At 48.7% G+C, this 21512-nt stretch carries 22 protein-coding genes; 17 read left to right on the forward strand and 5 right to left on the reverse strand.

Annotated elements, in window-relative coordinates:
- Window positions 1-48: 48 nt before the first annotated feature.
- From rho to KU392_RS13385, 3 genes are all read left to right on the forward strand, one after another.
- Window positions 49-1305 (forward strand): transcription termination factor Rho, encoded by a 1257-nt coding sequence (gene rho, locus KU392_RS13375; protein WP_169294324.1) that lies wholly within the window; start codon window positions 49-51, stop codon window positions 1303-1305.
- 229 nt (window positions 1306-1534) lie between these two features.
- Entirely contained in the window at window positions 1535-1744 is a 210-nt protein-coding gene (locus tag KU392_RS13380) for a hypothetical protein (RefSeq protein WP_217735541.1), read from the forward strand.
- Between the two features lie 167 nt (window positions 1745-1911).
- Window positions 1912-2694 (forward strand): 5'-methylthioadenosine/adenosylhomocysteine nucleosidase, encoded by a 783-nt coding sequence (locus tag KU392_RS13385; protein ID WP_169294322.1) that lies wholly within the window; start codon window positions 1912-1914, stop codon window positions 2692-2694.
- A 35-nt stretch (window positions 2695-2729) separates the two neighbouring features.
- On the opposite strand, the gene KU392_RS13390 is transcribed toward KU392_RS13385, so the two are convergent.
- Window positions 2730-3158 carry a hypothetical protein gene (locus KU392_RS13390; protein WP_217735542.1) on the reverse strand — a complete coding sequence of 143 codons (429 nt, stop codon included), beginning with the start codon at window positions 3156-3158 and terminating at the stop codon, window positions 2730-2732.
- A gap of 194 nt (window positions 3159-3352) precedes the next feature.
- On the opposite strand from KU392_RS13390, the gene KU392_RS13395 reads away from it, so the two are divergent.
- Together KU392_RS13395 and KU392_RS13400 are read left to right on the forward strand one after the other, a co-directional pair.
- Window positions 3353-3979: a 2OG-Fe(II) oxygenase gene (locus tag KU392_RS13395; RefSeq protein WP_169294320.1), complete on the forward strand. Its 627-nt coding sequence runs from the start codon at window positions 3353-3355 to the stop codon at window positions 3977-3979.
- Between the two features lie 138 nt (window positions 3980-4117).
- Window positions 4118-5056, forward strand: a complete 939-nt coding sequence (locus KU392_RS13400; protein WP_217735543.1) for a metallophosphoesterase — start codon at window positions 4118-4120, stop codon at window positions 5054-5056.
- Between the two features lie 113 nt (window positions 5057-5169).
- On the opposite strand, the gene KU392_RS13405 is transcribed toward KU392_RS13400, so the two are convergent.
- Window positions 5170-6159, reverse strand: a complete 990-nt coding sequence (locus KU392_RS13405; protein WP_169294318.1) for a Bug family tripartite tricarboxylate transporter substrate binding protein — start codon at window positions 6157-6159, stop codon at window positions 5170-5172.
- 153 nt (window positions 6160-6312) lie between these two features.
- Window positions 6313-6879, reverse strand: coding sequence for a TetR/AcrR family transcriptional regulator (locus KU392_RS13410; protein WP_169294317.1), 567 nt, complete (start codon window positions 6877-6879; stop codon window positions 6313-6315).
- A 147-nt stretch (window positions 6880-7026) separates the two neighbouring features.
- Between KU392_RS13410 and KU392_RS13415 the strand changes: the two genes are divergently transcribed.
- The 4 genes from KU392_RS13415 to KU392_RS13430 are packed head-to-tail and all read left to right on the forward strand — an operon-like array spanning window position 7027 to window position 11242.
- Complete coding sequence (locus tag KU392_RS13415) at window positions 7027-8598, forward strand: AMP-binding protein (RefSeq protein WP_217735544.1); 1572 nt, start codon at window positions 7027-7029, stop codon at window positions 8596-8598.
- Window positions 8599-8654: 56 nt separating this feature from the next.
- Window positions 8655-9632, forward strand: a complete 978-nt coding sequence (locus KU392_RS13420; protein ID WP_217735545.1) for a Bug family tripartite tricarboxylate transporter substrate binding protein — start codon at window positions 8655-8657, stop codon at window positions 9630-9632.
- A gap of 24 nt (window positions 9633-9656) precedes the next feature.
- Window positions 9657-10826 (forward strand): thiolase domain-containing protein, encoded by a 1170-nt coding sequence (locus KU392_RS13425; RefSeq protein ID WP_217735546.1) that lies wholly within the window; start codon window positions 9657-9659, stop codon window positions 10824-10826.
- A 2-nt stretch (window positions 10827-10828) separates the two neighbouring features.
- Window positions 10829-11242, forward strand: coding sequence for a Zn-ribbon domain-containing OB-fold protein (locus tag KU392_RS13430; RefSeq protein ID WP_217735547.1), 414 nt, complete (start codon window positions 10829-10831; stop codon window positions 11240-11242).
- A gap of 41 nt (window positions 11243-11283) precedes the next feature.
- On the opposite strand, the gene KU392_RS13435 is transcribed toward KU392_RS13430, so the two are convergent.
- Window positions 11284-12081, reverse strand: a complete 798-nt coding sequence (locus tag KU392_RS13435) for an IclR family transcriptional regulator (RefSeq protein WP_217735548.1) — start codon at window positions 12079-12081, stop codon at window positions 11284-11286.
- A 106-nt stretch (window positions 12082-12187) separates the two neighbouring features.
- Between KU392_RS13435 and KU392_RS13440 the strand changes: the two genes are divergently transcribed.
- Genes KU392_RS13440 through KU392_RS13475 form a run of 8 tightly spaced genes read left to right on the forward strand, consistent with a single transcriptional unit; the run spans window position 12188 to window position 20437 of the window.
- Window positions 12188-13174, forward strand: coding sequence for a Bug family tripartite tricarboxylate transporter substrate binding protein (locus KU392_RS13440; protein WP_217735549.1), 987 nt, complete (start codon window positions 12188-12190; stop codon window positions 13172-13174).
- Between the two features lie 9 nt (window positions 13175-13183).
- On the forward strand, window positions 13184-13978 hold the full coding sequence (locus KU392_RS13445) for an enoyl-CoA hydratase/isomerase family protein (RefSeq protein WP_169294310.1): 795 nt from the start codon (window positions 13184-13186) through the stop codon (window positions 13976-13978).
- An 8-nt stretch (window positions 13979-13986) separates the two neighbouring features.
- The gene (locus tag KU392_RS13450) at window positions 13987-15132 is read left to right on the forward strand and encodes a CaiB/BaiF CoA transferase family protein (RefSeq protein ID WP_217735550.1); all 1146 of its coding nucleotides are present in this window, start codon (window positions 13987-13989) and stop codon (window positions 15130-15132) included.
- A complete protein-coding gene (locus tag KU392_RS13455) occupies window positions 15129-16046 on the forward strand; it encodes a hydroxymethylglutaryl-CoA lyase (RefSeq protein ID WP_169294308.1) in 918 nt (305 codons plus the stop codon). The genes KU392_RS13450 and KU392_RS13455 overlap by 4 nt, the downstream gene beginning before the upstream one ends.
- 23 nt (window positions 16047-16069) lie before the next feature.
- Entirely contained in the window at window positions 16070-17263 is a 1194-nt protein-coding gene (locus KU392_RS13460) for an acyl-CoA dehydrogenase family protein (RefSeq protein WP_169294307.1), read from the forward strand.
- Between the two features lie 8 nt (window positions 17264-17271).
- Entirely contained in the window at window positions 17272-18606 is a 1335-nt protein-coding gene (locus KU392_RS13465; RefSeq protein ID WP_217735551.1) for an MmgE/PrpD family protein, read from the forward strand.
- 52 nt (window positions 18607-18658) lie between these two features.
- Window positions 18659-19429 carry a class II aldolase/adducin family protein gene (locus KU392_RS13470; RefSeq protein WP_169294305.1) on the forward strand — a complete coding sequence of 257 codons (771 nt, stop codon included), beginning with the start codon at window positions 18659-18661 and terminating at the stop codon, window positions 19427-19429.
- A gap of 21 nt (window positions 19430-19450) precedes the next feature.
- On the forward strand, window positions 19451-20437 hold the full coding sequence (locus KU392_RS13475) for a 2-dehydropantoate 2-reductase (protein WP_169294304.1): 987 nt from the start codon (window positions 19451-19453) through the stop codon (window positions 20435-20437).
- A 4-nt stretch (window positions 20438-20441) separates the two neighbouring features.
- Here the strand turns inward: KU392_RS13475 and KU392_RS13480 are convergent, their stop codons facing one another.
- Window positions 20442-21506, reverse strand: coding sequence for an exonuclease domain-containing protein (locus KU392_RS13480; RefSeq protein WP_169294303.1), 1065 nt, complete (start codon window positions 21504-21506; stop codon window positions 20442-20444).
- Window positions 21507-21512 lie beyond the last annotated feature (6 nt).

The raw sequence follows: 21512 nt of genomic DNA on the forward strand, positions 1-21512 counted from the left end.
CGTAGCCCGCCAATGTTCTCACTCTCTAATTTATTCTCATTAAAAATAATGCATCTTAACGAACTCAAGGCACTGCATGTGTCGCAGCTGCTTGAAATGGCAGCCACCCTGGAAATAGACAACGCAAACCGTTTTCGCAAGCAGGAACTCATGTTTGCCATCATGAAGCGACGGGCAAAACAAGGCGAACAAATTTTCGGTGATGGTGTCCTGGAGGTTCTTCCCGACGGTTTTGGTTTCCTGCGTTCTCCAGAAACTTCTTATCTGGCCAGCACCGACGACATTTATATTTCCCCCTCGCAAATTCGTCGTTTCAACCTGCACACTGGCGACTCTATCGAAGGTGAAGTTCGCGTTCCCAAAGACGGAGAACGTTATTTTGCATTAGTCAAGGTTGAAAAAGTGAATGGTGTGGCACCAGAACTGATGAAACACCGCATCATGTTCGAAAACCTCACACCCCTGCATCCAAACAAACCGATGATTTTCGAGCGCGACATCAAAAGCGAAGAAAACTATACCGGTCGTATTCTGGATATTTTCGCCCCCATGGGTAAAGGCCAGCGCGCTTTAATTGTCGCCAGCCCCAAATCCGGTAAAACCGTCATGATGCAGCACATTGCGCACTCCATTTCGGCCAACTACCCGGAAGCCGTTTTAATCGTTTTGCTGGTTGATGAACGCCCCGAAGAAGTGACCGAAATGCAACGCACCGTTCGTGGTGAGGTGGTTGCCTCTACCTTTGACGAACCTGCAACCCGCCACGTACAGGTTGCCGAGATGGTCATTGAAAAAGCCAAGCGTCTGGTTGAGCTGAAAAAAGACGTGGTCATTTTACTCGACTCAATTACCCGTCTTGCCCGTGCCTACAATACGGTTGTACCCGCTTCAGGCAAAGTATTGACCGGTGGTGTGGATGCCAACGCCCTGCAACGCCCCAAACGTTTCTTTGGCGCCGCACGTAACCTTGAAGAAGGTGGCTCACTGACCATTATTGGTACGGCCCTGATTGAAACCGGCAGTCGCATGGATGAGGTGATTTACGAAGAATTCAAAGGCACCGGTAACTCCGAGGTTCACCTTGAGCGCCGTTTGGCTGAAAAACGCCTGTACCCGGCCATCAACCTGAACAAAACGGGCACTCGTCGCGAAGAGTTGCTGATGAAACCCGAAACCCTGCAAAAAGTATGGGTGCTGCGTAAATTCATTCATGAAATGGATGAAGTTGAAGCAATGGAATTCATTATGGATAAAATCCGCGCAACGAAAAACAATGATCAGTTTTTCGACATGATGAAAAAATAATTCATATCTTCAAGCAAATAAAAAAAGCCTGTTCATAAACAAACAGGCTTTTTTTGTTGACGACAACCGCTATTATGCGATTGCAGCAACGGACATAAAACCGATATTTGTATTGTGATGAACAATACGTTATGCTTGATACAAGCGTTGACAATAATAACAATAACCCAAATCTGGCTCAGATCACTTTTCAGACCATTTAGGTGTCTAACCACTCAAGGAGATAAAGATGGAAAAGGAAAAAGAGATGGAAAAGGAAAAAGAGCAAAAATTGATGTTAATGGACCCCGATACCGGTGAGGTCCACTCACTGCAGCACTGGATTGCCACCAAACCCATGTGGGAAGGCTCGCTAACCAACCCCATGGAAGGGCTGATTCAAGTCGTGAAAGACGCCAACGGCAAATGGGTTCCCAAACATGAAAAAGGCATTGGATAATCAACAGACAATTGGCCTGATGAATTAACCTTCAGGCCAATTAAATTGAACGACATAAAACCACACGAATTCTCAAACCTTCTTCTTTGTGCAAAACAACGGTTTTCACACATTAATGCCGGTGCAGCCTTACAATATCGGCTTGTTTAAATCTCCCTCATCAAGACATGTCTGTTCTCGGAATTATTGCCGCCCTGCACCAGGAAATTGCCAGCCTTCTACAGGCCATGGGACCCAATGTGCGCATCCATCGAATTGGCCAGCGCGATTATCACGAGGGCACTATCATGGGTCGCCCCTGTGTAGTTGTACTATCACGTGTTGGCAAAGTCGCCGCTGCAGCAACAACCGTAACGCTCATCCGGGAATTCAAGGTCAACGCAGTACTGTTTACCGGTGTTGCTGGCAGTCTCAATAAAAAGGTCAAGGTGGGGGATGTGGTTGTCGCCACTCAATTATTGCAATATGACATTAATGCAAGCCCGCTTTTCCCCCGGTATGAAGTGCCCTTGCTCGGCGTCAGCCATTTTGATGCTGACAGCAGCCTTTCCGCACAGCTGCAACAATGTGCGCAGGATTACATTTACCAAGACCTGGCCATAGACGTTGATAGCGCTTCCCGGGAAACATTCAAGCTTTATAAGCCGCAATGCCATACCGGCATTATCATCAGCGGTGACTGTTTTGTCAGTGATATCAACCATTCCCTGCAATTGCAACAAGACCTGCCCGCTGCCTTATGCGTAGAAATGGAAGGAGCCTCGGTCGCTCAGGTATGTTATGAATATGAGATACCTTTTGCCATCGCACGTATCATATCGGACCATGCCAATGGCTCGGCACACATTGACTTTAATGCTTTTCTGGAGCAAGTCGCCCGGTTTTATTCAGCCGGCATTCTGAGACGCTTCTTAAACCATGAAGCACCTCAGGGGCGAGCGGCTTTCTAAAGGCATTCAAATATTTCCACAAGCCATATACAAGTCTATAACTCTGATCTCAGGCGCCTAAGCGCTTCCTGAAATCGCCTGCTTCTGTCTTGCTTCATGGAAAGACAACTATCCTGTTTGACTGCACTGTTAATCGCATTGAACTGCTCAACCCGATGGGAAATGGCCTGCCCATACTCATCATTATCCGACACAAATTCAGTATAACTGCTGATAAAATCCGCCACGAAAATGTAAGCTTTTTGTTTGCTCAGCTGTAAAATCTGCCGGGCATCTTCCTGCATTTTCTGTTCAAGACTGTCTGCTGAAAGCGTTGGGTCATAGGGCACGCAAAACTCATGCAAAAAATAATAATCAAAAGCGGCAGTAAAAACCATCTCCTGGGTTGTTTCTGACACCTGTTGCGAACCAGCCATACATGGCCATATCAAAAAAAACAGGACAAGCCATTTGTTTGCATTCATTTTCATGACTTCCTTTTATGAAAAAAATTCTGTACAGCCCGTTCCAGTCCATATAAAATCATTTCCCGGATTTATTTTTGTTCATTTTTTCCAGTATAAAAATACTGAAAAACAACGGCAATACCGTTTAATCAAAAAAACCTTTTGGAGATTGCGATTCGAGTCGATCTTGTTTTTAATATAGAAGCTTCATCATGAATGCAATAAATGACATTTTATCAGCACTGGAAACCCATGGCTGGGCGGTTTGTGATGCACTCATCCCGGCCTCCCTTACACACCGTCTATTTACAGAGGGGCAGCAACGCTGGGAACAGGGCCAGTTCCATGATGCCCGTATTGGACGCGAACAGCAACTGGCACGGGTAACATCCATTCGCGGTGATTCTATTCTTTGGCTTGAACCAGAAAGTCAATACCCAGCCAGCCAGGAAATATTTCAATTAACCGGTTTAATGCAACAGGCATTAAACCGGTATTTTTTTCTGGGCCTGAAACAAATGGAATTGCACTATGCCCGTTATGCGTCGGGCACCGGCTATGCCCGTCATCTGGACCAACACAAAAACACCACCTTCCGGAAAATCACCCTGGTCAGCTACCTGAATCCGGAATGGAGCCAAGCGGACGGTGGAGAGCTGGTCTTGTATGATCCTGAAAATCCCCGATTAGAAATTCAACGTATACTTCCCGTTGCAGGCAGAACAGTCATTTTCAGAAGCGACCTGATTGAGCACGAAGTCTTGCCCTGCCAAAAACCCCGCTGGAGCATCACCGGCTGGTTCAGGGATGACGAAAGACTGTATGATATGGCCGCATAACAATCATTACCTATATTTCGCACTATTTATTCATTAAAATTTGAAAATCTTCCTGCAAATTCTTATTCATGCAAAAAATAAAAAATATAATCAGACCCTACAAAAAACACATAAAAACACTTTTAAAAAAACCTTAACATGTATGATTTGATTGGTGACATTCACGGCCATGCACTACCCCTGAAACAGCTGCTTGCAAAGCTGGACTACACTGAAAAAAACGGGTTTTGGCAACACCCCGAACGTAAAGTTGTTTTTTTGGGTGATTTTATCGACCGGGGCCCCGAACAAGTGGAAGCTGTCCTGATAGCCAAAGCCATGGTGGAAAACAATGCTGCGCTGGCGGTCATGGGCAACCATGAGTTTAACGCCGTTGCCTGGACAATGCCCAACCACGACAAACCAGGTGAGTTTCTTCGCCCCCATACCGAAAGATATTTACGACAACATCAGATTTTTTTAGAACAGGTTATTGAAGGCTCCACCCTGCACCAGGAAATCACCGACTGGTTTGCGACGCTGCCCCTATTCCTGGAATTTCCGGGCTTCAGGGTGATTCATGCCTGCTGGCACTTACCCTCATTGAAAATACTGGCCCCTTTTCTGGATACCCAAAACCGCATACAACCGCAGGCCTGGCCAATACTTGGAACAAAAGGAACGGAAATTTTCGAAGCCATGGAAACCGTTCTGAAAGGACTGAATATTGAACTGCCTTCAGGATACGGTTTTGATGACAAAGACGGCAATTTTCGCAATGAAATCCGTGCCCAATGGTGGGAGCTTAATGGATTGACCTATCGTGACCTGGCCATGGTTCCCCCCAGCGCCATCGAGCAAATTCCACACATCCCCGTTCCCAATGACATTGTACCGGGCTATCAAAGTGACAAGCCTCTGTTTGTCGGCCATTACTGGATGACTGGAGAGCCCGAACCTCTCACACCTTATATTGCCTGCCTTGACTATAGCATTGCAGCCAGGAACACGAAATCGCTCACCAAGGGAAAGCTTTGCGCCTATCGGTGGCAGGGAGAAACCGAATTACTGCGTGACCGGTTTATCTGGGTCAGCTAAGGCACTTAAACCCAGCCCCAACGCAACGGGCCCGACAAATAAGGTCAGGCCCAGTTTCAAAAAACAAGAAATACCGCCCACAGGCTGCGATCGGAAACTGATATTAAAGACGATCAATTCTGCCTTAAATTATTTTCCTCAATCACCCCGGACCAAATGGCGGAATCCCTGGCAATGGTATCCTGCATGGTTTGCGAATTAGTGTAATAAGGATACGCACCGACCGCCTTGAGCCTGGTCTGGGTATCCGGATCATTAACAACGCTTGCCAAGGCATCCGACAGAATTTTTACCGTAGCGTCAGGCGTATCTTTGGGAACCACCAAACCAGACCATGACACCGCTTTGCTTGCCTGAATATCCTGCTCTTTCAGTGTTGGCACATCCGGCAACTCCTCAAGCCGCACATCAGTATTGACCGCGATAGGACGCAAATTACCCGCCTTGATCTGAGGAAGTACGGCTACCAGATCAGAATACATGACGGGCACATCACCTGCCAGCAATGCGGTTACCGCTGGTGCACTACCCCGATAAGGGATGTGCGTCATTTTGATGCCCAAATCTTTTTTAATCAATTCCATGGCAAGATTGGCCGTACTGCCAATGGCGGCTGACGTATAGTTGATGCCATCTTTACTGTTTTTGGCTGCCTGTGCCAATGACTTCATATCGGTAATGTCAGGATGTTTTTTAGCATTTACCACAATAACCAATGGCGTGATATAGGCAGTACCCACTGACTTGATATCCTTCTCCAGATCATAGGGCGCTTGTGCCAGTATGAATGGTGCGGTCAAACTGGGGGCGGCCAGACCCGCTACCGTGTATCCATCTGGTTTGCTTCTGATCAGTTGGCTAATACCAATGGATCCGGAGGCTCCTGATTTATTTTCCACCACAACGGTCTGGTTCAGTTTTTTACCCAAAGCATCAGCCAGCACACGACCAGCTACATCAGTCGGCCCCCCCGGCGGGAAAGGAACAATAAAATTCAATGGTTTATTGGGAAAATCATTTTTTTGTGCGCTGGCAACTGGTGCAACCAGACATTGACTTAGCATCAAGGCACCAAGAACGGTCAATTTATTCAATAACTTCACGGTAATCTCCTATCCTTTTTTAATAATTTAATTGATCGAAGCGTACCCTGAAAATCAATTCAAAAATATTGGTATATGTCCTCGTTCAGCAATTTGGAAAGTCGGGTTCAATAAAATAAAAGGACACTTCGGACACACATTTTATTAGGCCTGTTAATCATGCCTTTTAAGCAAGCCTTCAAGCACCAACCGATAAAACTGCTCAAAAGCATCACCAATGCGCATGCCGGTTTCCTCTAGAAAAACCGGATTTCTAAGCCGATGGGCAGCACCCAAAATGGCTTCCGATACCAATCTGGGATGCTGTGGAGCAAACACCTGCTGTTTAATCCCTTCCTCAATAATGCCCTCCAGTCCCCTGACCCGTGCCAATTGATAGTCGTCAAACAATTTTCTGCCCTGCTCTGTCGCTTCCAGATCAATCAGGCACGCTTTGCTGATACCCGAGGTATTTAAGGTTGCCGTCAAATAAGCCTTAATAATCCTGACGGGTTCACTTTCTTTATTGGCCTTGGCAAAACCCTGCTCAAGTTTCGAATTGAAAACCTCACGACAAATATGAAGAAACAATTCTTCTTTGCCCGGTGCAATCTGATAGATTCGTCTTTTTGAGCACTTCAAACGGGCGGCAATATCGGCAATGGTCAATTTGGAAATACCTTCCGTGATAAGCAGCGCTGTCAATTGCTGCATGAATACCGCTTCTGTTCGTCGTGCCATCGTTTTCATCGCCTTAAAAGTTTCCCATTATAACTGCTTGAGTATTTTTGGTACTTTCCCTATTGACTTGGTACCACAATATCAATAATACTCATAAAAACGGTACCGTAATAACCAAATTAGTACCACAATCAATAGAGACAACTCATGCAGCCGAAAACCTCAGCCCTTTACAGCACCACCACAGTGCCCGAACTATTCCTTTCCGCCTTCAAGGCTTTTCCAGAGCGCCTTGCCCTGGCAGATTCAAATCAGCAACTCACTTACCGGGAAGTGGCAGCCAAATCCTTTCAAATTGCCCATCTGTTAAAACTTAAAGGCATGAAACGCCAGGATACCGTTGCCTTGCTCTTAAGCAACAACATTGATTCCCTGGTGACACTCATTGCCGTGCAATTATTGGGTTTACGGTATATTTCCCTGCACCCCATGGCATCGGAAAGCGATCATTGTTTTGTTTTACAAGACGCCCAAGCACGCATGCTGATTGCCGACGGCATTAAATTTCCTGAACGCGTGCAAGCCCTGTATCAAAAAAACACGGTTGAGCAAGTACTGACCCTGGCACCATCTTCAATTGATGCTGGTTTATTGCAACAGGCTTTAACCATGAGCACCGAACCAATCAGTATTGAATCCCTGCCTGATGACTTCACAAAAATTTCATATTCGGGTGGAACAACCGGTCGTTCAAAAGGCATTTTACAAACTCACCGCACGGCGATCACCATGGTTACTTACCAGCTCGCTTACTATGAATGGCCACAAAACATACGCTTTTTGGCAACCACGCCCATTTCGCACGCTGCCGGCTCTTTCGTGCTGCCTATTTTCCTGCGTGGGGGCACCATGCACTTGCTGGACAAATACGCTGCGAACAGCTTCATGGAATATGTCGCGCAGCACCAGATCAATGCAAGTTTTATGGTGCCAACCCAAATTTATACATTGCTGGATTATCCACAACTGGATCAGACCAAATTGTCCAGTCTTGAATATATCTTATATGGTGCTTCTCCCATGGCGCCTTCCCGTCTACTTGAGGCTTTACAGAAAATTGGTCCGGTTTTTGGACAACTTTATGGCCAGGCTGAAGCCCCCATGATGATCAGCTACTTGCGCAAAGAAGATCATGACCCCTCCCGCCCCCATTTACTTCGTTCCTGCGGTCGCGTTATTCCTGGCAATACGGTCAAGTTACTGGATACGGAATTGAATGAAGTTCCAACAGGAGAAATTGGTGAGATTTGTGTCCGTGGTCCGCTTGTCATGGAAGGCTATCTGAACCGCCACGAAGAAAATGAAAAAGTCTTTGCCGGTCAATGGTTGCATACCGGAGACATGGCCCGACAGGACGAACAAGGTTATCTGTACATTGTTGACCGGGCCAAAGACATGATTATTTCAGGAGGTTTTAATGTGTACCCCAGTGAAATAGAAAATTGCCTTGCCACACACCCTGCCATTGCCATGTCTGCCGTCATTGGTGTACCACACGAAAAATGGGGAGAAGAAGTCACTGCCATTGTTGTGTTAAAACCAGGCACCAAACCAAGTGAAAAAGAACTGATTGATTTTGTACTTAAAGAAAAAGGACCGGTAAACACCCCTAAAACCATCTTCTTTGAAGAGGAGCTTCCCTTAACCTCACTAGGGAAAATCGATAAAAAAACCATTCGCAACAAATTCTGGCAGCAGCAGGACAGACAGGTCAGCTAGGCCTGTCATAAAAAATGCAGACAGTCACCCGACCTGCATAACACTAGGAGACATCAATGATATTGAAAAAAATCTTAATTACAACTTGCCTATCCATGGGCGTATTAAGTAGCACTGCATTTGCGGTGTCCGAATACCCCAGCAAATCGATCCACTTAACCGTTCCATTTGCCGCAGGTGGTGTTACCGACCTTACCGCCCGCACGTTTGCCAAACAACTCTCCGGTTCCCTTAAACAACCTGTTATTGTAGAAAATCGGCCAGGAGCCGGGGCCACCATTGGTGCCAATCATGTAGCCAAATCAAGCCCAGATGGCTACACCCTATTGCTTGGGACCAATGTTACCCATGCCATTACACCCCAAATGATGCAAAAGGCACCTTACAATCCACTTGAGGATTTTCAGCCGATTGCCATGTTTGGCCTGAACGGGAATGTGCTGCTTGTAAAACAGGATTTCCCGGCAAATACCTTTGAAGAATTTATTGACTACATCAGAAACAGCAAAAACGAACTGAATTATGCATCGGGCAGCATTGGCAGTTCTGCGCATCTTGCCGCTGAATTACTCAAAATTGAGGTCAAGGACATTCAATACACGCATATCCCGTTCGGTGGTCCTTCTGAAGCCATGTCAGCCTTAATCGGTGGCCACGTTGATTTCATGTTTACCAATATCGGCGCTGCGGTCAGCCAGACAAAATCGGGCAAAGTAAAAGCCCTGGCCGTGACAACATCCAAACGCACCACTGAATTACCCAATGTTCCCACCATCGCAGAATCGGGTGTGCCCGGATTCGAGGTAGTGGGCTGGCTGGCAGCCTTTGCACCTAAAAACACCCCTTCTGCCACCACACAAAAACTTAACGCAATCATCAATGCTTCCCAGGAGAACCCTGAGTTGCGTAAAACCATGGATACCGCATCGGTCATTCCTGTTATTTATACACCGGAAGAAACGGCAACTTTTGTGAAAAATGAATATGAAAAATGGGGAAATGTCATTCGCGCAGCCAACATCCCCAAAATGTAAACACCCAGTTTCCCGGAGTTTGTAATGACGATCAAAAACAAGGCCTATATTGTAGGCGCTTATGAGCACCCTACCCGGTTTGCTCCCGATAAATCAGTTGCCCAACTTCACGCCGAAAGCGCGCTGGGTGCCTTGCAGGATGCAGGGCTGGAATTAAAAGATGTGGATGGCTACTTTTGTGCCGGTGACGTTCCCGGTGGCAGCCCGATTTCCATGGCTGAATACCTTAACCTTAATCTAAGCTGGCTGGACGGTACGGAAATTGGGGGGTGTTCTTATATTGCCCATGTGGAACACGCGGCACAGGCCATTGCCGCAGGTAAATGCCGTGTTGCCCTGATTACCCTGGCCGGCAAACCCAAAAGCACGGGGGTGGCCACTGGCACCGCCCCCCGTATACTCGGGCCGGAACGCCCGGAAACCCCATGGGATTTACCGTACAAACCGACCATTACCGGCATTTATGGCATGATTACCCAGCGGCATATGCATGAGTATGGTACCACCGCCGAACAACTGGCCGCCATCAAGGTCGCTGCCTCACATCATGCCCAATATAATGAAAATGCCCTGCTAAAAAAAGTGGTCACGGTTGAGGACGTCATTAATTCACCCATTATTGCGCCTCCCCTGCACAGGCTTGACTGCTGCGTCATTACCGATGGTGGTGGTGCACTTATTGTTACCACGCCTGAGATAGCAAAGTCGCTCAAGCGTCCTTTAATCAAAGTCATGGGTGCCAGTCACACCATTAAAACCAGCCATGGTGCCTATATTGCACCAACAGAAACAGGCGCCATCAAGACCGGCCCTGAAGCTTTTGCCGAGGCAGGCGTTACCCCCGATGATATTAAATACGCCTCTATTTACGATAACTTTACCATTATGGTTCTCATGCAGCTTGAAGACCTGGGTTTCTGCAAAAAAGGCCAGGCAGGCCATTTTGTGACCGAAGGCAATTTAATTTCAGGCACAGGCAAATTGCCATGGAACACTGATGGTGGTGGCTTGTGCAATAATCACCCATCCAATCGCGGTGGTATTACCAAGGTTATTGAAGCAGTTCGCCAGTTGCGTGAAGAAGCCCACCCGGCCGTACAAGTGAAAAACTGTGATATCGCACTGGCAGCCGGCCCAGGCCTTGTGGTTGGTGAAGGTCATGCCCATGCCACCCTTATTTTAGGAAGAGAATAAATATGGATAATCTGGATAATAAAACCCTGGACTTTCTTTCCGATGCCTATGCCAATGCTTACCCGGAAACCAAACCCTTTTGGGAAGCGGCGGAAAAAGATGAACTCTTGCTAAAAACCTGTCACGACTGTAACAAACCCCATTGGTATCCGCGCATGATTTGCCCCTTGTGCGGCAGTGCCAATACGGGTTGGCTAAATGCAAGCGGTCAGGGCACGCTGTATGCCTTTAGCCATATTGAAAAAGCGGACCCACCTTACACGCTGGCTTATGTTCAGCTAGATGAAGGCCCCATCATCATGAGCAATATTATTGATGCCGAGGTTAGCCAGTTAAAAATTGGCGTACCCGTAACAGTGACCTTCCAACGCATGAAAGAAGGCAGGAAAATGCCTGTTTTCAGATTAAGTGAATGAGGGGAAGTTTTCATAACCCATAAAATAAAGACGTCTTGCCTCTAGACGTCTTTAAATATTAATGAACCGCGGATTTTCAGGGCCAGCGCTTCTGTAATCCGCTTCAAAGCCCCCACCATTTTGTCGTGATTCTGTTCTACGCGAACCGTCAGTGTTGATACACTCAAGGCACAGACGCCATTACCATAAGCATCCCTGACCGGCATTGATAATGAGCGAACCGGCAAATCAGGGGCATCCTTGGTGGCGTACCCCTGCGTTCTTGCCTGGGCAATAATTTGCATGAACTCATTGATGGACGGTTCTGCACGTGCGGCCAGCAAAGCGGCATTTTTCAACAGGATTTTTTCCACTTGCTCATCGCTCATGGTGCTGAGCAAAGCGATGCTACCAGCACCGCAACCCAACGGACGCCGCTGCCCTACGCCCAGGTTCAACACACGAATGGGAAAGTGGCCTTCAGCGCGATCAAGACAAACCACATCATAACCACTTTTGACCGTTAAAAAAGCGCTGTCTCCGGTAATTCCCGACAGCTCCTGCAACGCTTCTTTACACAGTTGCTGGGCAGGCACCGATGAACTGGCGGCAAGGCCAAGTTCATACAATAGTGGCCCCAGATGATAGTTTCGGGTCAATGGATTCTGCACCAGCATGGACTCAGCCGTTAAACGTCGCAATATTCGATGAACGGTAGGTCTTTCAATACCAGACCTTTCTGCTATTTCTCCCAGTCCAAACCCCAACCCGTCCGAGGCGGCAATGACGCGCAGGATTTCGGTTGCACGGCCAATACTTTGCGTTCCCCCCACCTCTTTTTTATTATCACTATAGTCCATATTGTGGATTCCTTATGTTTACTAGTTCATCTTTTAGCATAATAATACATTCAAACAATACAAAACAAGACCTTGCACTTACAACACCAACACTGAGGAGACCTACATGAACTTTCCCAAACAGCTAAAAAACTGTTTTGCTATTGCCGGAATGATTTCCCTTACAGGCACGTCAATGGCTGCCTACCCTGAAAAACCGGTCAGCACGATTGTGACCTTCCCACCCGGCAACTCTGCCGATCTGGTGGGCCGCACCATGGCCCAGCAACTTGAGCAGGCATTTGGCCAAACATTCATTATTGAAAACAAAGGCGGTGCCGGCGGCACGATTGGGGTTGAACAACTCATCCGAAGCAAACCCGACGGTTACACCATTACCATTACGTCACTGTCTCCCATCAGCATTATTCCAGTCACCAAAAAACTGCCTTATGATCCACTGAAAGATCTGGTGCCCATCTCCCTGCTTGCCCAGGGCCCTATGGTCGTCCTTGTCAACAAGGATGCACCTTTCAATACCATGCAGGAGCTGATTGATTATGCAAAAGCCAATCCGGGAAAACTGAACTACGGCTCACTGGGTGCCGGTACGATCAGCCAATTGACTACAGAACTTTTCAAGGAAGCTGCCGACATTGACATCAAGGAAATTCCGTACAAAGGCAGTACCCAGGCTATTCAAGACCTGATTGGCGGCAGGATACAAATTCTTTTTGATGGCAACGCTTCAGCTGTCCGGCAAATTGAAGCCGGCGCGGCAAAAGGCCTGGCCGTCACTATCCCACAGCGTTCCCCTCTGATGCCCGACACCCCCTCCATTGCTGAAACCAATGTAGAAGGATTGAAAAACTTTACCTCCCAGGGCTGGATGGGTGCTTTTGCACCGGCAAACACACCACCGGAAGTCATCAAAGCCTTACACGAGAAAATGCAGGTTGCACTTAAAGCCCAACCCGTTATTGAACGCTTTAATGCATCTGGATTACAGGCAATTGGCTCGGAAACACCTGAAAAATTTGAAGAGTTCGTCCAGGAAGATCTCAATCGCTGGAAATCAGCCGCAAAAATGCTGGGTATCAGCCCCGATCAATAAGGATAAATCATGAACAAAACCTACGAAACCATAAAAGTCGAAGAACCGTTTCCCGGGATTCTGCTGGTCACCCTTAACCGCCCTGAAGTCTCCAATGCCTTCAACACTCAAGCCGGACATGAGCTGTATGATGTATTTCACCCCCTGGAGCTTGAGCACCGCAAATATCGCTGCGTTGTTATCACTGGTGCTGGTGACAAGGCGTTCTGCGCAGGCGGAGACTTAAAAGAGCGCAAAACCCTGACTGAAGAGCAATGGGTATTACAGCACGAACTTTTTGAGCGCACCTTCCGCTCAATTCTCAACTGCCCACTACCCATTCTGGCTGCCGTCAATGGCCATGCTTTTGGTGGCGGCTTTGAATTGATGCTGCAGTGTGATTTTGCCTATGCATCGCGCAACGCCCGCTTTGCCCTGACAGAAGTATCCCTGGGTATCATGCCTGGCGGAGGCGGTACACAAACCTTGCCAAGGGCTGTTGGCGAACGTCGCGCAAAGGAAATCATTCTGACCGCAAGTCCTTTCAGTGCCGATGAAGCTTGCGAATGGGGAGTCGTCAACCGTGTATTCGAACCGGATGAAGTCCTGGAAAAAACACTTGAAGCCGCACAAAAAATTGCCACCAATGCCCCGCTTTCAATCAGGCAGGCAAAACACTCAATCCACTACGGCTTACAAATGGATCTGAACTCCGGCATGATGTTTGAACTTGAAGCGTATCAACGCATGGTTCACAGCCAGGATCGCAAGGAAGGCATTCTGGCCTTCAATGAAAAGCGCAAACCCAATTTCAAGGGCTGGTAAGAATGAAAATGAACACCATGAACACCATTAAACCATTGCCATTGCAAGGCTACACCGTTTTTGAAATTGGGCAAAATGTTGCTGCCCCATTTGCCGCCCAAATCCTGGCTGATTTAGGTGCCACGGTGATTAAGATTGAAAAACCGGCGGGTGACGATGCCCGTCACTGGGGCCCGCCAGACTGGGAAGGTGCTTCGGCCATGTTCCAGACCTTAAACCGGAACAAACAATCCCAAATTTGCAATTTCAGGGATCCACAACAGGTTGAACAACTCAGAAAACAATTCATCGCCCAAGCGGATGTCATTATCCAGAACTTCAGACCGGGTGTCCTGGAAGGCCTGGGCCTTGATGAAAAAACCCTGCGTGCCACTAAACCCGAGCTGATTTACTGTGATATGGGTGCCTTTGGCAGTGGTGGTCCGTTATCTGACCTGCCTGGTTACGACCCGCTGATGCAAGCCTATGGTGGTTTAATGAGCGTGACCGGTGAGCCGGGTCAGCCCCCGGTCAGGACGGGCTATTCAGTCATTGACTGTGGTACTGGCATGTGGGCCGCCATTGGCATTCTGTCTGCCCTGTTACAACGCGAGAAAATGCAGGAAGGTGCTCATGTTGAGGTTTCCCTTTTCGAAACTTCCTTAAGCTGGATGCAGGTTGCCAGCGCCCAGCATATGTCCAGCGGACAGGTTCCAGGTCGCCATGGATCAGGGGCGGCAACCATTGTACCTTACCGCGCCTACCAGACAGCGGACGGACATTTGGTGGTTGCCGCAGGCAATAACGGCCTGTTTGCCAGGCTGTGCAAAGTACTGGCCCACAGCGAATGGGCTGAAGATGAACGTTTTGCCAATAACCCGCAACGCGTCATCCACCGAAACATCCTTGATGAGTTGATCCAGAATGAATTACGCCAGCAAACACGCGAATACTGGACTGCCAAATTGCGTGAAGCCAACGTGCCTTGTGCTCCGGTACAGGACACGGCTGAGGCCTTTGGCTGCGAACAGGCGCAAGCCTTGGGTGTTATGCAGGATGTCCCCGATTCAGCCATGAAATTCATGGGTCTGCCCATTCGCCTTGACGGACAAAGGCCTGCCATCCGGCTTGCGCCCCCTGCCCTGCAACCCTTGACTGAAGAGAGCTTATCATGACTGATAACAATCAGGTCTTCGTGCGGGAAGTCGGTTTGCGTGATGGCATTCAGAGCCTGGATACCATTGCCACCCAAGACAAAATAGAATGGCTCAAGGTTGAGTCTGAAGCCGGTGTTCGCGCCTTTGAAATCACCTCGTTTGTTCCCGCGCATGTGATCCCCCAATTCTTTGATGCCCAAACAATGGTCGAGCAGGGGCAACTGAACCCCAGGCTGGTGCTTTCAGCACTGGTGCTGAATGAAAAAGGCGCCATGCGCGCCCTGGAGGCCGGTGCAAAAAATATTGTATTTGTCCTTTCAGCCAGTGCCACGCATTCACAAAAAAATGCCCGCACCACACTTGAAAATGCGCTGGCTACAGTGGCAAGATTAATTGAAATGGTCAAGCAACAGCCCGAACCGCCACACATCACCGGTGCCATTGCCACTTCTTTTGGCTGCACCTATGAGGGCCATATTGAAAGCAAGACAGTTCTGAATATTGCAGACAGAATGGCACAAGCCGGTGTTGACCATATTGCATTGGGAGACACGGTTGGTTTTGCGGGCCCCAGACAAGTCAGAAACCTGTTTACCCAACTGCGTCAACTACTCGGCAAGCTGCCGGTTGGCGCTCATTTTCATGACACGCGCGGCATGGGTATGGCTAACGTACTGGCTGCCCTGGACGCTGGTGTCAGACACTTTGATGCCTCTTTGGGAGGCTTGGGTGGTTGCCCGTTTGCCCCCGGCGCAACCGGTAACATCGCTACCGAAGATCTTTGTTTCCTGCTGGAAGAGTATGGCCTGCAAACCGGTATTAACCTTGAAAAACTGCTTGAGGCCCGGCGCTGGCTGGCCCACCTGCTTCCTGACGAGCCATTACAGGGTGCTTTGTCACGTGCAGGACTGCCCACCATCATTACACATTAATTCTTAAGATCAGGAAAAGAACCATGGATACATTAAGCACACAAAACACTCCCGTTTCCATTGAATTGGGAAATGACTATCAAGACATCCGTGAAAGTGTTCGCCGCATTTGCGAGGACTTTCCCGGCTCATACTGGAGAAACCTGGACGAGCAGCAAGGCTACCCCTCTGAATTTGTCAATGCCCTGACCGAAGCCGGTTATCTGGGTGCTCTGATTCCCGAAGAATATGGTGGCAGTGGCCTGCCCCTGCGTGCAGCATCGGTTATTCTGGAAGAAATTCATGCGGCCGGCTGCAATGCAGGTGCCTGCCACGCACAAATGTATATCATGGGTACGCTTTTGCGTCACGGCAGCGAAGAGCAAAAAAGAAAATACCTGCCCGATATCGCCAGTGGCAAACTGCGCCTGCAGGCCTTTGGTATTACGGAACCCACCACCGGCTCAGACACCACCCAAATCAAGACCCGGGCCGTGCGTGATGGTGACAACTATATTATCAACGGCCAGAAAGTATGGACCTCACGTGCCCGTTATTCCGACCTTATGCTATTACTGGCCCGAACCACGCCTGCCGATCAGGTCAAGAAAAAAACCGATGGCATTTCCGTGTTCCTGGTGGATTTGCGTGAAGCCCGTGGCAATGGCGTTGAAATCCAACCGATTCGTGCCATGATCAACCATAATACAACCGAGGTGTTTATTGAAAACCTGGTGGTTCCCGCCTCCAGTCTGGTTGGTGAAGAAGGCAAGGGATTCCGATATATTCTTGACGGCATGAATGCAGAACGTATTCTGTGTGCCTCGGAAGCGATTGGTGATGCAAAATGGTTTACCAAGACAGCCGCCGCCTATGGTAATGAGCGTGTTGTATTCGGTCGTCCGATTGGCCAGAACCAGGGGATTCAGTTCCCTATCGCCCGTGCTTATGCCGAGACTGAAGCTGCCGAGATGATGGTACGCAAAGCGACCGCCATTTTTGCCGCAGGCCTGGATTGTGGTGAAGCCGCCAACATTGCCAAACTGCTCGCGTCCGAAGCGGCCTGGCATGCTGCCGAGGCCTGCATGCAAACACACGGTGGATTTGGCTATGCCGCTGAATATGATGTTGAACGTAAATGGCGTGAATGCCGGGTCATGCAAATTGCCCCCATTTCTTCCAACCTCATTCTTTCCTTCATTGGACAACACGTCCTGGGTATGCCACGTTCATTCTAGGAGACGTAATGAAAACACTGTCACGGCAAATGGCCGACTTCATCACCAGTGATATTGCAGGACAAATCACCCCCGAGGTTTGCCAAACCGTGCAGCTGGCCTTTCTTGACACTGCCGGCTGCATTCTTTCCGGGCGTGATGAGGAAGTAACCCGCCTGTTTGCATCCTGGGTAAACAGATGCTACCAGAATGAGCAGGAAGCCAGCGTATTTTTTTCACCGCAAAAACATACCGCAATGGTTGCCGCCATGCTTAACGCCGTTTCAGGCCATGCACTGGACTTTGATGATGTTGCCCTGGCCGGACACCCGAGTGTTGTCCTGGTTCCGGTTCTGCTTGCCGAGTCAGACCGCAGTGGTCTGACCGGGCAGGACCTCATCAGCGCCTACTTGAAAGGTTATGAGATTTGGGCGGATTTACTTAACCGGATACCCGACCCTTTACATGAAAAAGGATGGCACCCCACTGCCGTGCTGGGTACGATGGGTGCCACCGCCGCACTTTGCGCGGCGCGTCAAATTGATAGTGAAAAAACCACCCATGCACTGGGCATAGCTGCCAGCCGCGCCTCTGGATTGGTCGCCAATTTTGGTTCGATGTGCAAACCCCTGCATGCGGGTTGGGCGATCGAATATGCTTACGGGGCTGTTGAAATGGCCGCCATGGGTGTAACGGCTTCAGCCGATGCTCTGGAAGGATCAACCGGTTTCCTGACTGCTTTTTCAGACCGGCATGCGCCGGATCGCGAACGACCTTTCGAAAAGCAGCAGGCATTAAGCATCAACACGGTTAAACCAAGTATCAAAAAATATCCAGTCTGCTATGCTTCACACCGTGTGATTGACGGTGTATTGCAATTAAGGCAACAGCATAATATTCCCATTGAACACATACAAACCATTACGGCAACCGTCAGTGAAACCAATGCCAGAGTGCTTAAATACCAGCACCCAGGCACGCCTCTTCAGGCGAAATTCAGCATGCCTTTTGCCTGTGCCTCGGCGCTGGTTTATGGTGAAGTAAGCCTGCAAAAAATGACTGAAGATGACATTACCAACCCAGCCATCCGGACATTGATGGAAAAAGTTAAGGTTTCAATCAATAATGAAGCCTGCCCGCTTGAACCCAGCTTTGCCCTTCACGATGACGTTACCATTACTCTCAAGGATAACACCCGCCTTGAAAGTGGCCCGATCCGTTTTGCATTGGGTCATGCCCATTTTCCGCTTGCACCGGCACAATTGGAAGCTAAAATCCTGTCCTGTGTCAAACCGGCCGAACGGGAAAGCACAATGGCATTAATTGCAAAGTTAAACAACCATTTCACTGCAATGGCACTATGATGCAACTAAAACCATGTCATTGACCACCCCAACACAGATAAAAGAGACGACAATGAATACACTGGCTGATTCCATTACACTTGAAGAAAACATCACTGAAACCGAACAGGCCCTGCGGGCCGAGTTGGCTGCCTGCTACCGGATTTTTGCGATGCTGGGCTGGACAGAACTGATCTACAATCATATTACCGTTCGCATTCCAGGCCCGGAAAAGCATTTCCTGATCAACCCGTTTGGCCTGCACTACACCGAAGTGACCGCAAGCAATCTGGTCAAGATAGATCTTGATGGCAATGTTATCGGCGCCTCCAAATGGAAAGCCAATCCAGCCGGTTTCATCCTGCACTCAGCCATTCACAGCGGTATTGAAAACGCCCACTGTGTCATGCATACCCACACCACAGCTGGCTGCGCCGTTGCCTGCTCGGCTGCGGGATTGTCGCGAGATAATTTTTATGCTGCCCAATTGCATAATCGCGTTGCCTACCATGATTTTGAAGGCATAACCATCCATGCCGATGAGCAACCAAGGGTACAGCGTTCCATCGGCAACCGGCAGGCCGTGATCCTGAAAAATCACGGCTTGCTGTCATGGGGAAGCACCATTCCCGAGGCCTTTGCCTACCTGTGGACCTTACAGCGTGCCTGCGAAATCCAGGTGGCTGGCGCGGCACTTGGCCCAACTACCCCCATCCCTGAAGAAATACAAATCCAATCCAGTATTGACGCCCTGCAATTTGATCCTCGATATGGTGCTGGTCGCGATGTTTTTGAAGCGTTAAGACGCCAAGTCGATACCATTGACACCAACTATAAAAACTAACGACCTTAAAGGAATTTATCTATGAAAATCTGTATTTATGGAATCGGTGCAATAGGTGGTTTAATGGCGGCACGGCTAGTACAGGCCGGTTATGACGTCAGTGCTGTAGCACGTGGCGCCACGCTTGAATCATTACAAAAAAACGGGCTTCAATTCTATCCAGCGGGCAGCGATACGGCGCAAAGCCACCCGATTAAGGCAAGCCAGTCTCCAGCAGAGCTGGGTGTACAGGACATTGTCATTATCGCTGTAAAAACCACCGGACTGCAGTCCATAGCCAAAAATATTGCGCCCTTAATAGGACCAGACACCACCATTCTGTCTGCCATGAACGGGATTCCATGGTGGTTCTTTCATGGGCTTGAACATGAAAACGGTCATCTGAAACTGGACTCGGTTGACCCGCAGGAAATTATTTCCAGACACATCCCGGCCAATCAGGTCATCGGTTGTGTCACCCACCTTTCCGCCACCACGCCCGCCCCAGGTTCGGTTAAACATATCGCAGGCAACCACTTGATCATCGGAGAGCCCAACGGCACCCAAACCCCAAGGCTGAAGCAGCTTTGCGCAATACTGGAAAAAGCCGGATTTGATGTGGAAAATACGTCATGCATCCAGAAAGACATCTGGTTCAAACTATGGGGAAACATGACCATGAATCCTGTTTCAGCCATCACGGGTGCAAAAAGCGATCATATTCTGGATGATCGCTATGTCCGCGATTTCATGTCACGTATCATGCAGGAAGCTGCCGCAGTCGGAGCACGAATTGGCTTGCCAATAGAGGCCGACCCTGAACAAAGGCACCAGGTTACCTATAAGCTTGGATCCTTCAAGACATCCATGCTGCAGGATGCGGAAGCTGGCAAACCGCTTGAACTGGATGCTCTGGTAACATCAGTCACCGAAATTGCCCACCAGCTGGAAATCTCTATCCCCTGGACTGAGTCATTGCTGGGCATCAGCCGATTACAGGCCAAAACACGTGGGCTCTATCAATACTGATCACTCACAACGCTACCAAACGGGACATATTCCGCACCAGGATTTTATATATTTCATGGGAAAAGTTCTGCTTTTCCTGTGATAATGTTTGACTGATCTCTTCTGCGTTATGAACTGTACCCAGGTACTGCCAATGCCAAAACACATGCTTCAGATTGTTTTCAGGCAAAACTGCATAACCCCTGAAAGGCCATTGCGCCAAATCACCTGTCTTTCTGCGCCTTGGTTGTTTGTTTTTTTCCGGTTGACACTGCTTAATCAATTTTTCTTCGGTCAAAAAAGCATCCAGTTCACCGGCACACTCAATATAATCCACCCGCCTCACACGATCAGAAAATGACTTTTCGGCGGGCAAGGCCCGATCTTTGGCAAAAAAAGTCAGCACCCGCTGGCGAAGCTTATTGCCTTTACCCACAAAAAGAAGCCTGTCATCATCGCCATAGAGCAAGTACACACCAAACCGGTTGGGAATGGACTCAATTTCTTCTGGGTCAATATGCTCAGGCAAATGGGGAATAGTCATCAGTTCTTGAACGACCTGTTGCAAATAAGCGCCCTCAAACTGCCGGTTGACCAATTGCCAGAATTGCAATAACACATGCGCATCGCCATATGCCCGGTGCCGGTGTTTGATTTCAAGCTGGTGTCGCTGAACCAGATAATCAAGCCCATGCCTTTCGTAAGCAGGATATAGCCTGCGGGACAGCTTAACCGTGCACAATTTGGGCGTTTTGAAATCAATACCCACCCGTTTGAATTCACTTTTGATGAAACTGTAGTCAAACCGCGCATTATGTGCAACAAAGACATGCCCCTCAAGCAGTGCGCGAATTTTTTCTGCCACCTCAGAAAAAAGAGGTGCTTTTGCCACCATTTCATTACTGATACCCGTCAGGTTTTCAATGAAACCGGAAATACGACAGGTTGGATTGATCAGGGACTGATAAGTAGAAACTTCTTGACCGTCATAACGGATAATAGCGATTTCGGTCAGTCTATCTTGCCCAATCACCCCCCCCGTAGTTTCAACGTCCACAAAAGCGAAGGGGGATTCATAAGTAAAAATCATGGGGGG

Source organism: Advenella alkanexedens (assembly GCF_019132845.1).
GTDB lineage: Bacteria > Pseudomonadota > Gammaproteobacteria > Burkholderiales > Burkholderiaceae_B > Advenella > Advenella alkanexedens.

Bases quoted from the DNA above. Each gene is read 5' to 3' on its own strand.
- rho (WP_169294324.1), top strand. From the start codon at position 49: ATGCATCTTAACGAACTCAAGGCACTGCATGTGTCGCAGCTGCTTGAA.
- KU392_RS13380 (WP_217735541.1), top strand. From the start codon at position 1,535: ATGGAAAAGGAAAAAGAGATGGAAAAGGAAAAAGAGCAAAAATTGATG.
- KU392_RS13385 (WP_169294322.1), top strand. From the start codon at position 1,912: ATGTCTGTTCTCGGAATTATTGCCGCCCTGCACCAGGAAATTGCCAGC.
- KU392_RS13390 (WP_217735542.1), bottom strand. From the start codon at position 3,158: ATGAATGCAAACAAATGGCTTGTCCTGTTTTTTTTGATATGGCCATGT.
- KU392_RS13395 (WP_169294320.1), top strand. From the start codon at position 3,353: ATGAATGCAATAAATGACATTTTATCAGCACTGGAAACCCATGGCTGG.
- KU392_RS13400 (WP_217735543.1), top strand. From the start codon at position 4,118: ATGTATGATTTGATTGGTGACATTCACGGCCATGCACTACCCCTGAAA.
- KU392_RS13410 (WP_169294317.1), bottom strand. From the start codon at position 6,879: ATGGCACGACGAACAGAAGCGGTATTCATGCAGCAATTGACAGCGCTG.
- KU392_RS13415 (WP_217735544.1), top strand. From the start codon at position 7,027: ATGCAGCCGAAAACCTCAGCCCTTTACAGCACCACCACAGTGCCCGAA.
- KU392_RS13420 (WP_217735545.1), top strand. From the start codon at position 8,655: ATGATATTGAAAAAAATCTTAATTACAACTTGCCTATCCATGGGCGTA.
- KU392_RS13425 (WP_217735546.1), top strand. From the start codon at position 9,657: ATGACGATCAAAAACAAGGCCTATATTGTAGGCGCTTATGAGCACCCT.
- KU392_RS13430 (WP_217735547.1), top strand. From the start codon at position 10,829: ATGGATAATCTGGATAATAAAACCCTGGACTTTCTTTCCGATGCCTAT.
- KU392_RS13435 (WP_217735548.1), bottom strand. From the start codon at position 12,081: ATGGACTATAGTGATAATAAAAAAGAGGTGGGGGGAACGCAAAGTATT.
- KU392_RS13440 (WP_217735549.1), top strand. From the start codon at position 12,188: ATGAACTTTCCCAAACAGCTAAAAAACTGTTTTGCTATTGCCGGAATG.
- KU392_RS13445 (WP_169294310.1), top strand. From the start codon at position 13,184: ATGAACAAAACCTACGAAACCATAAAAGTCGAAGAACCGTTTCCCGGG.
- KU392_RS13450 (WP_217735550.1), top strand. From the start codon at position 13,987: ATGAACACCATGAACACCATTAAACCATTGCCATTGCAAGGCTACACC.
- KU392_RS13455 (WP_169294308.1), top strand. From the start codon at position 15,129: ATGACTGATAACAATCAGGTCTTCGTGCGGGAAGTCGGTTTGCGTGAT.
- KU392_RS13460 (WP_169294307.1), top strand. From the start codon at position 16,070: ATGGATACATTAAGCACACAAAACACTCCCGTTTCCATTGAATTGGGA.
- KU392_RS13465 (WP_217735551.1), top strand. From the start codon at position 17,272: ATGAAAACACTGTCACGGCAAATGGCCGACTTCATCACCAGTGATATT.
- KU392_RS13470 (WP_169294305.1), top strand. From the start codon at position 18,659: ATGAATACACTGGCTGATTCCATTACACTTGAAGAAAACATCACTGAA.
- KU392_RS13475 (WP_169294304.1), top strand. From the start codon at position 19,451: ATGAAAATCTGTATTTATGGAATCGGTGCAATAGGTGGTTTAATGGCG.
- KU392_RS13480 (WP_169294303.1), bottom strand. From the start codon at position 21,506: ATGATTTTTACTTATGAATCCCCCTTCGCTTTTGTGGACGTTGAAACT.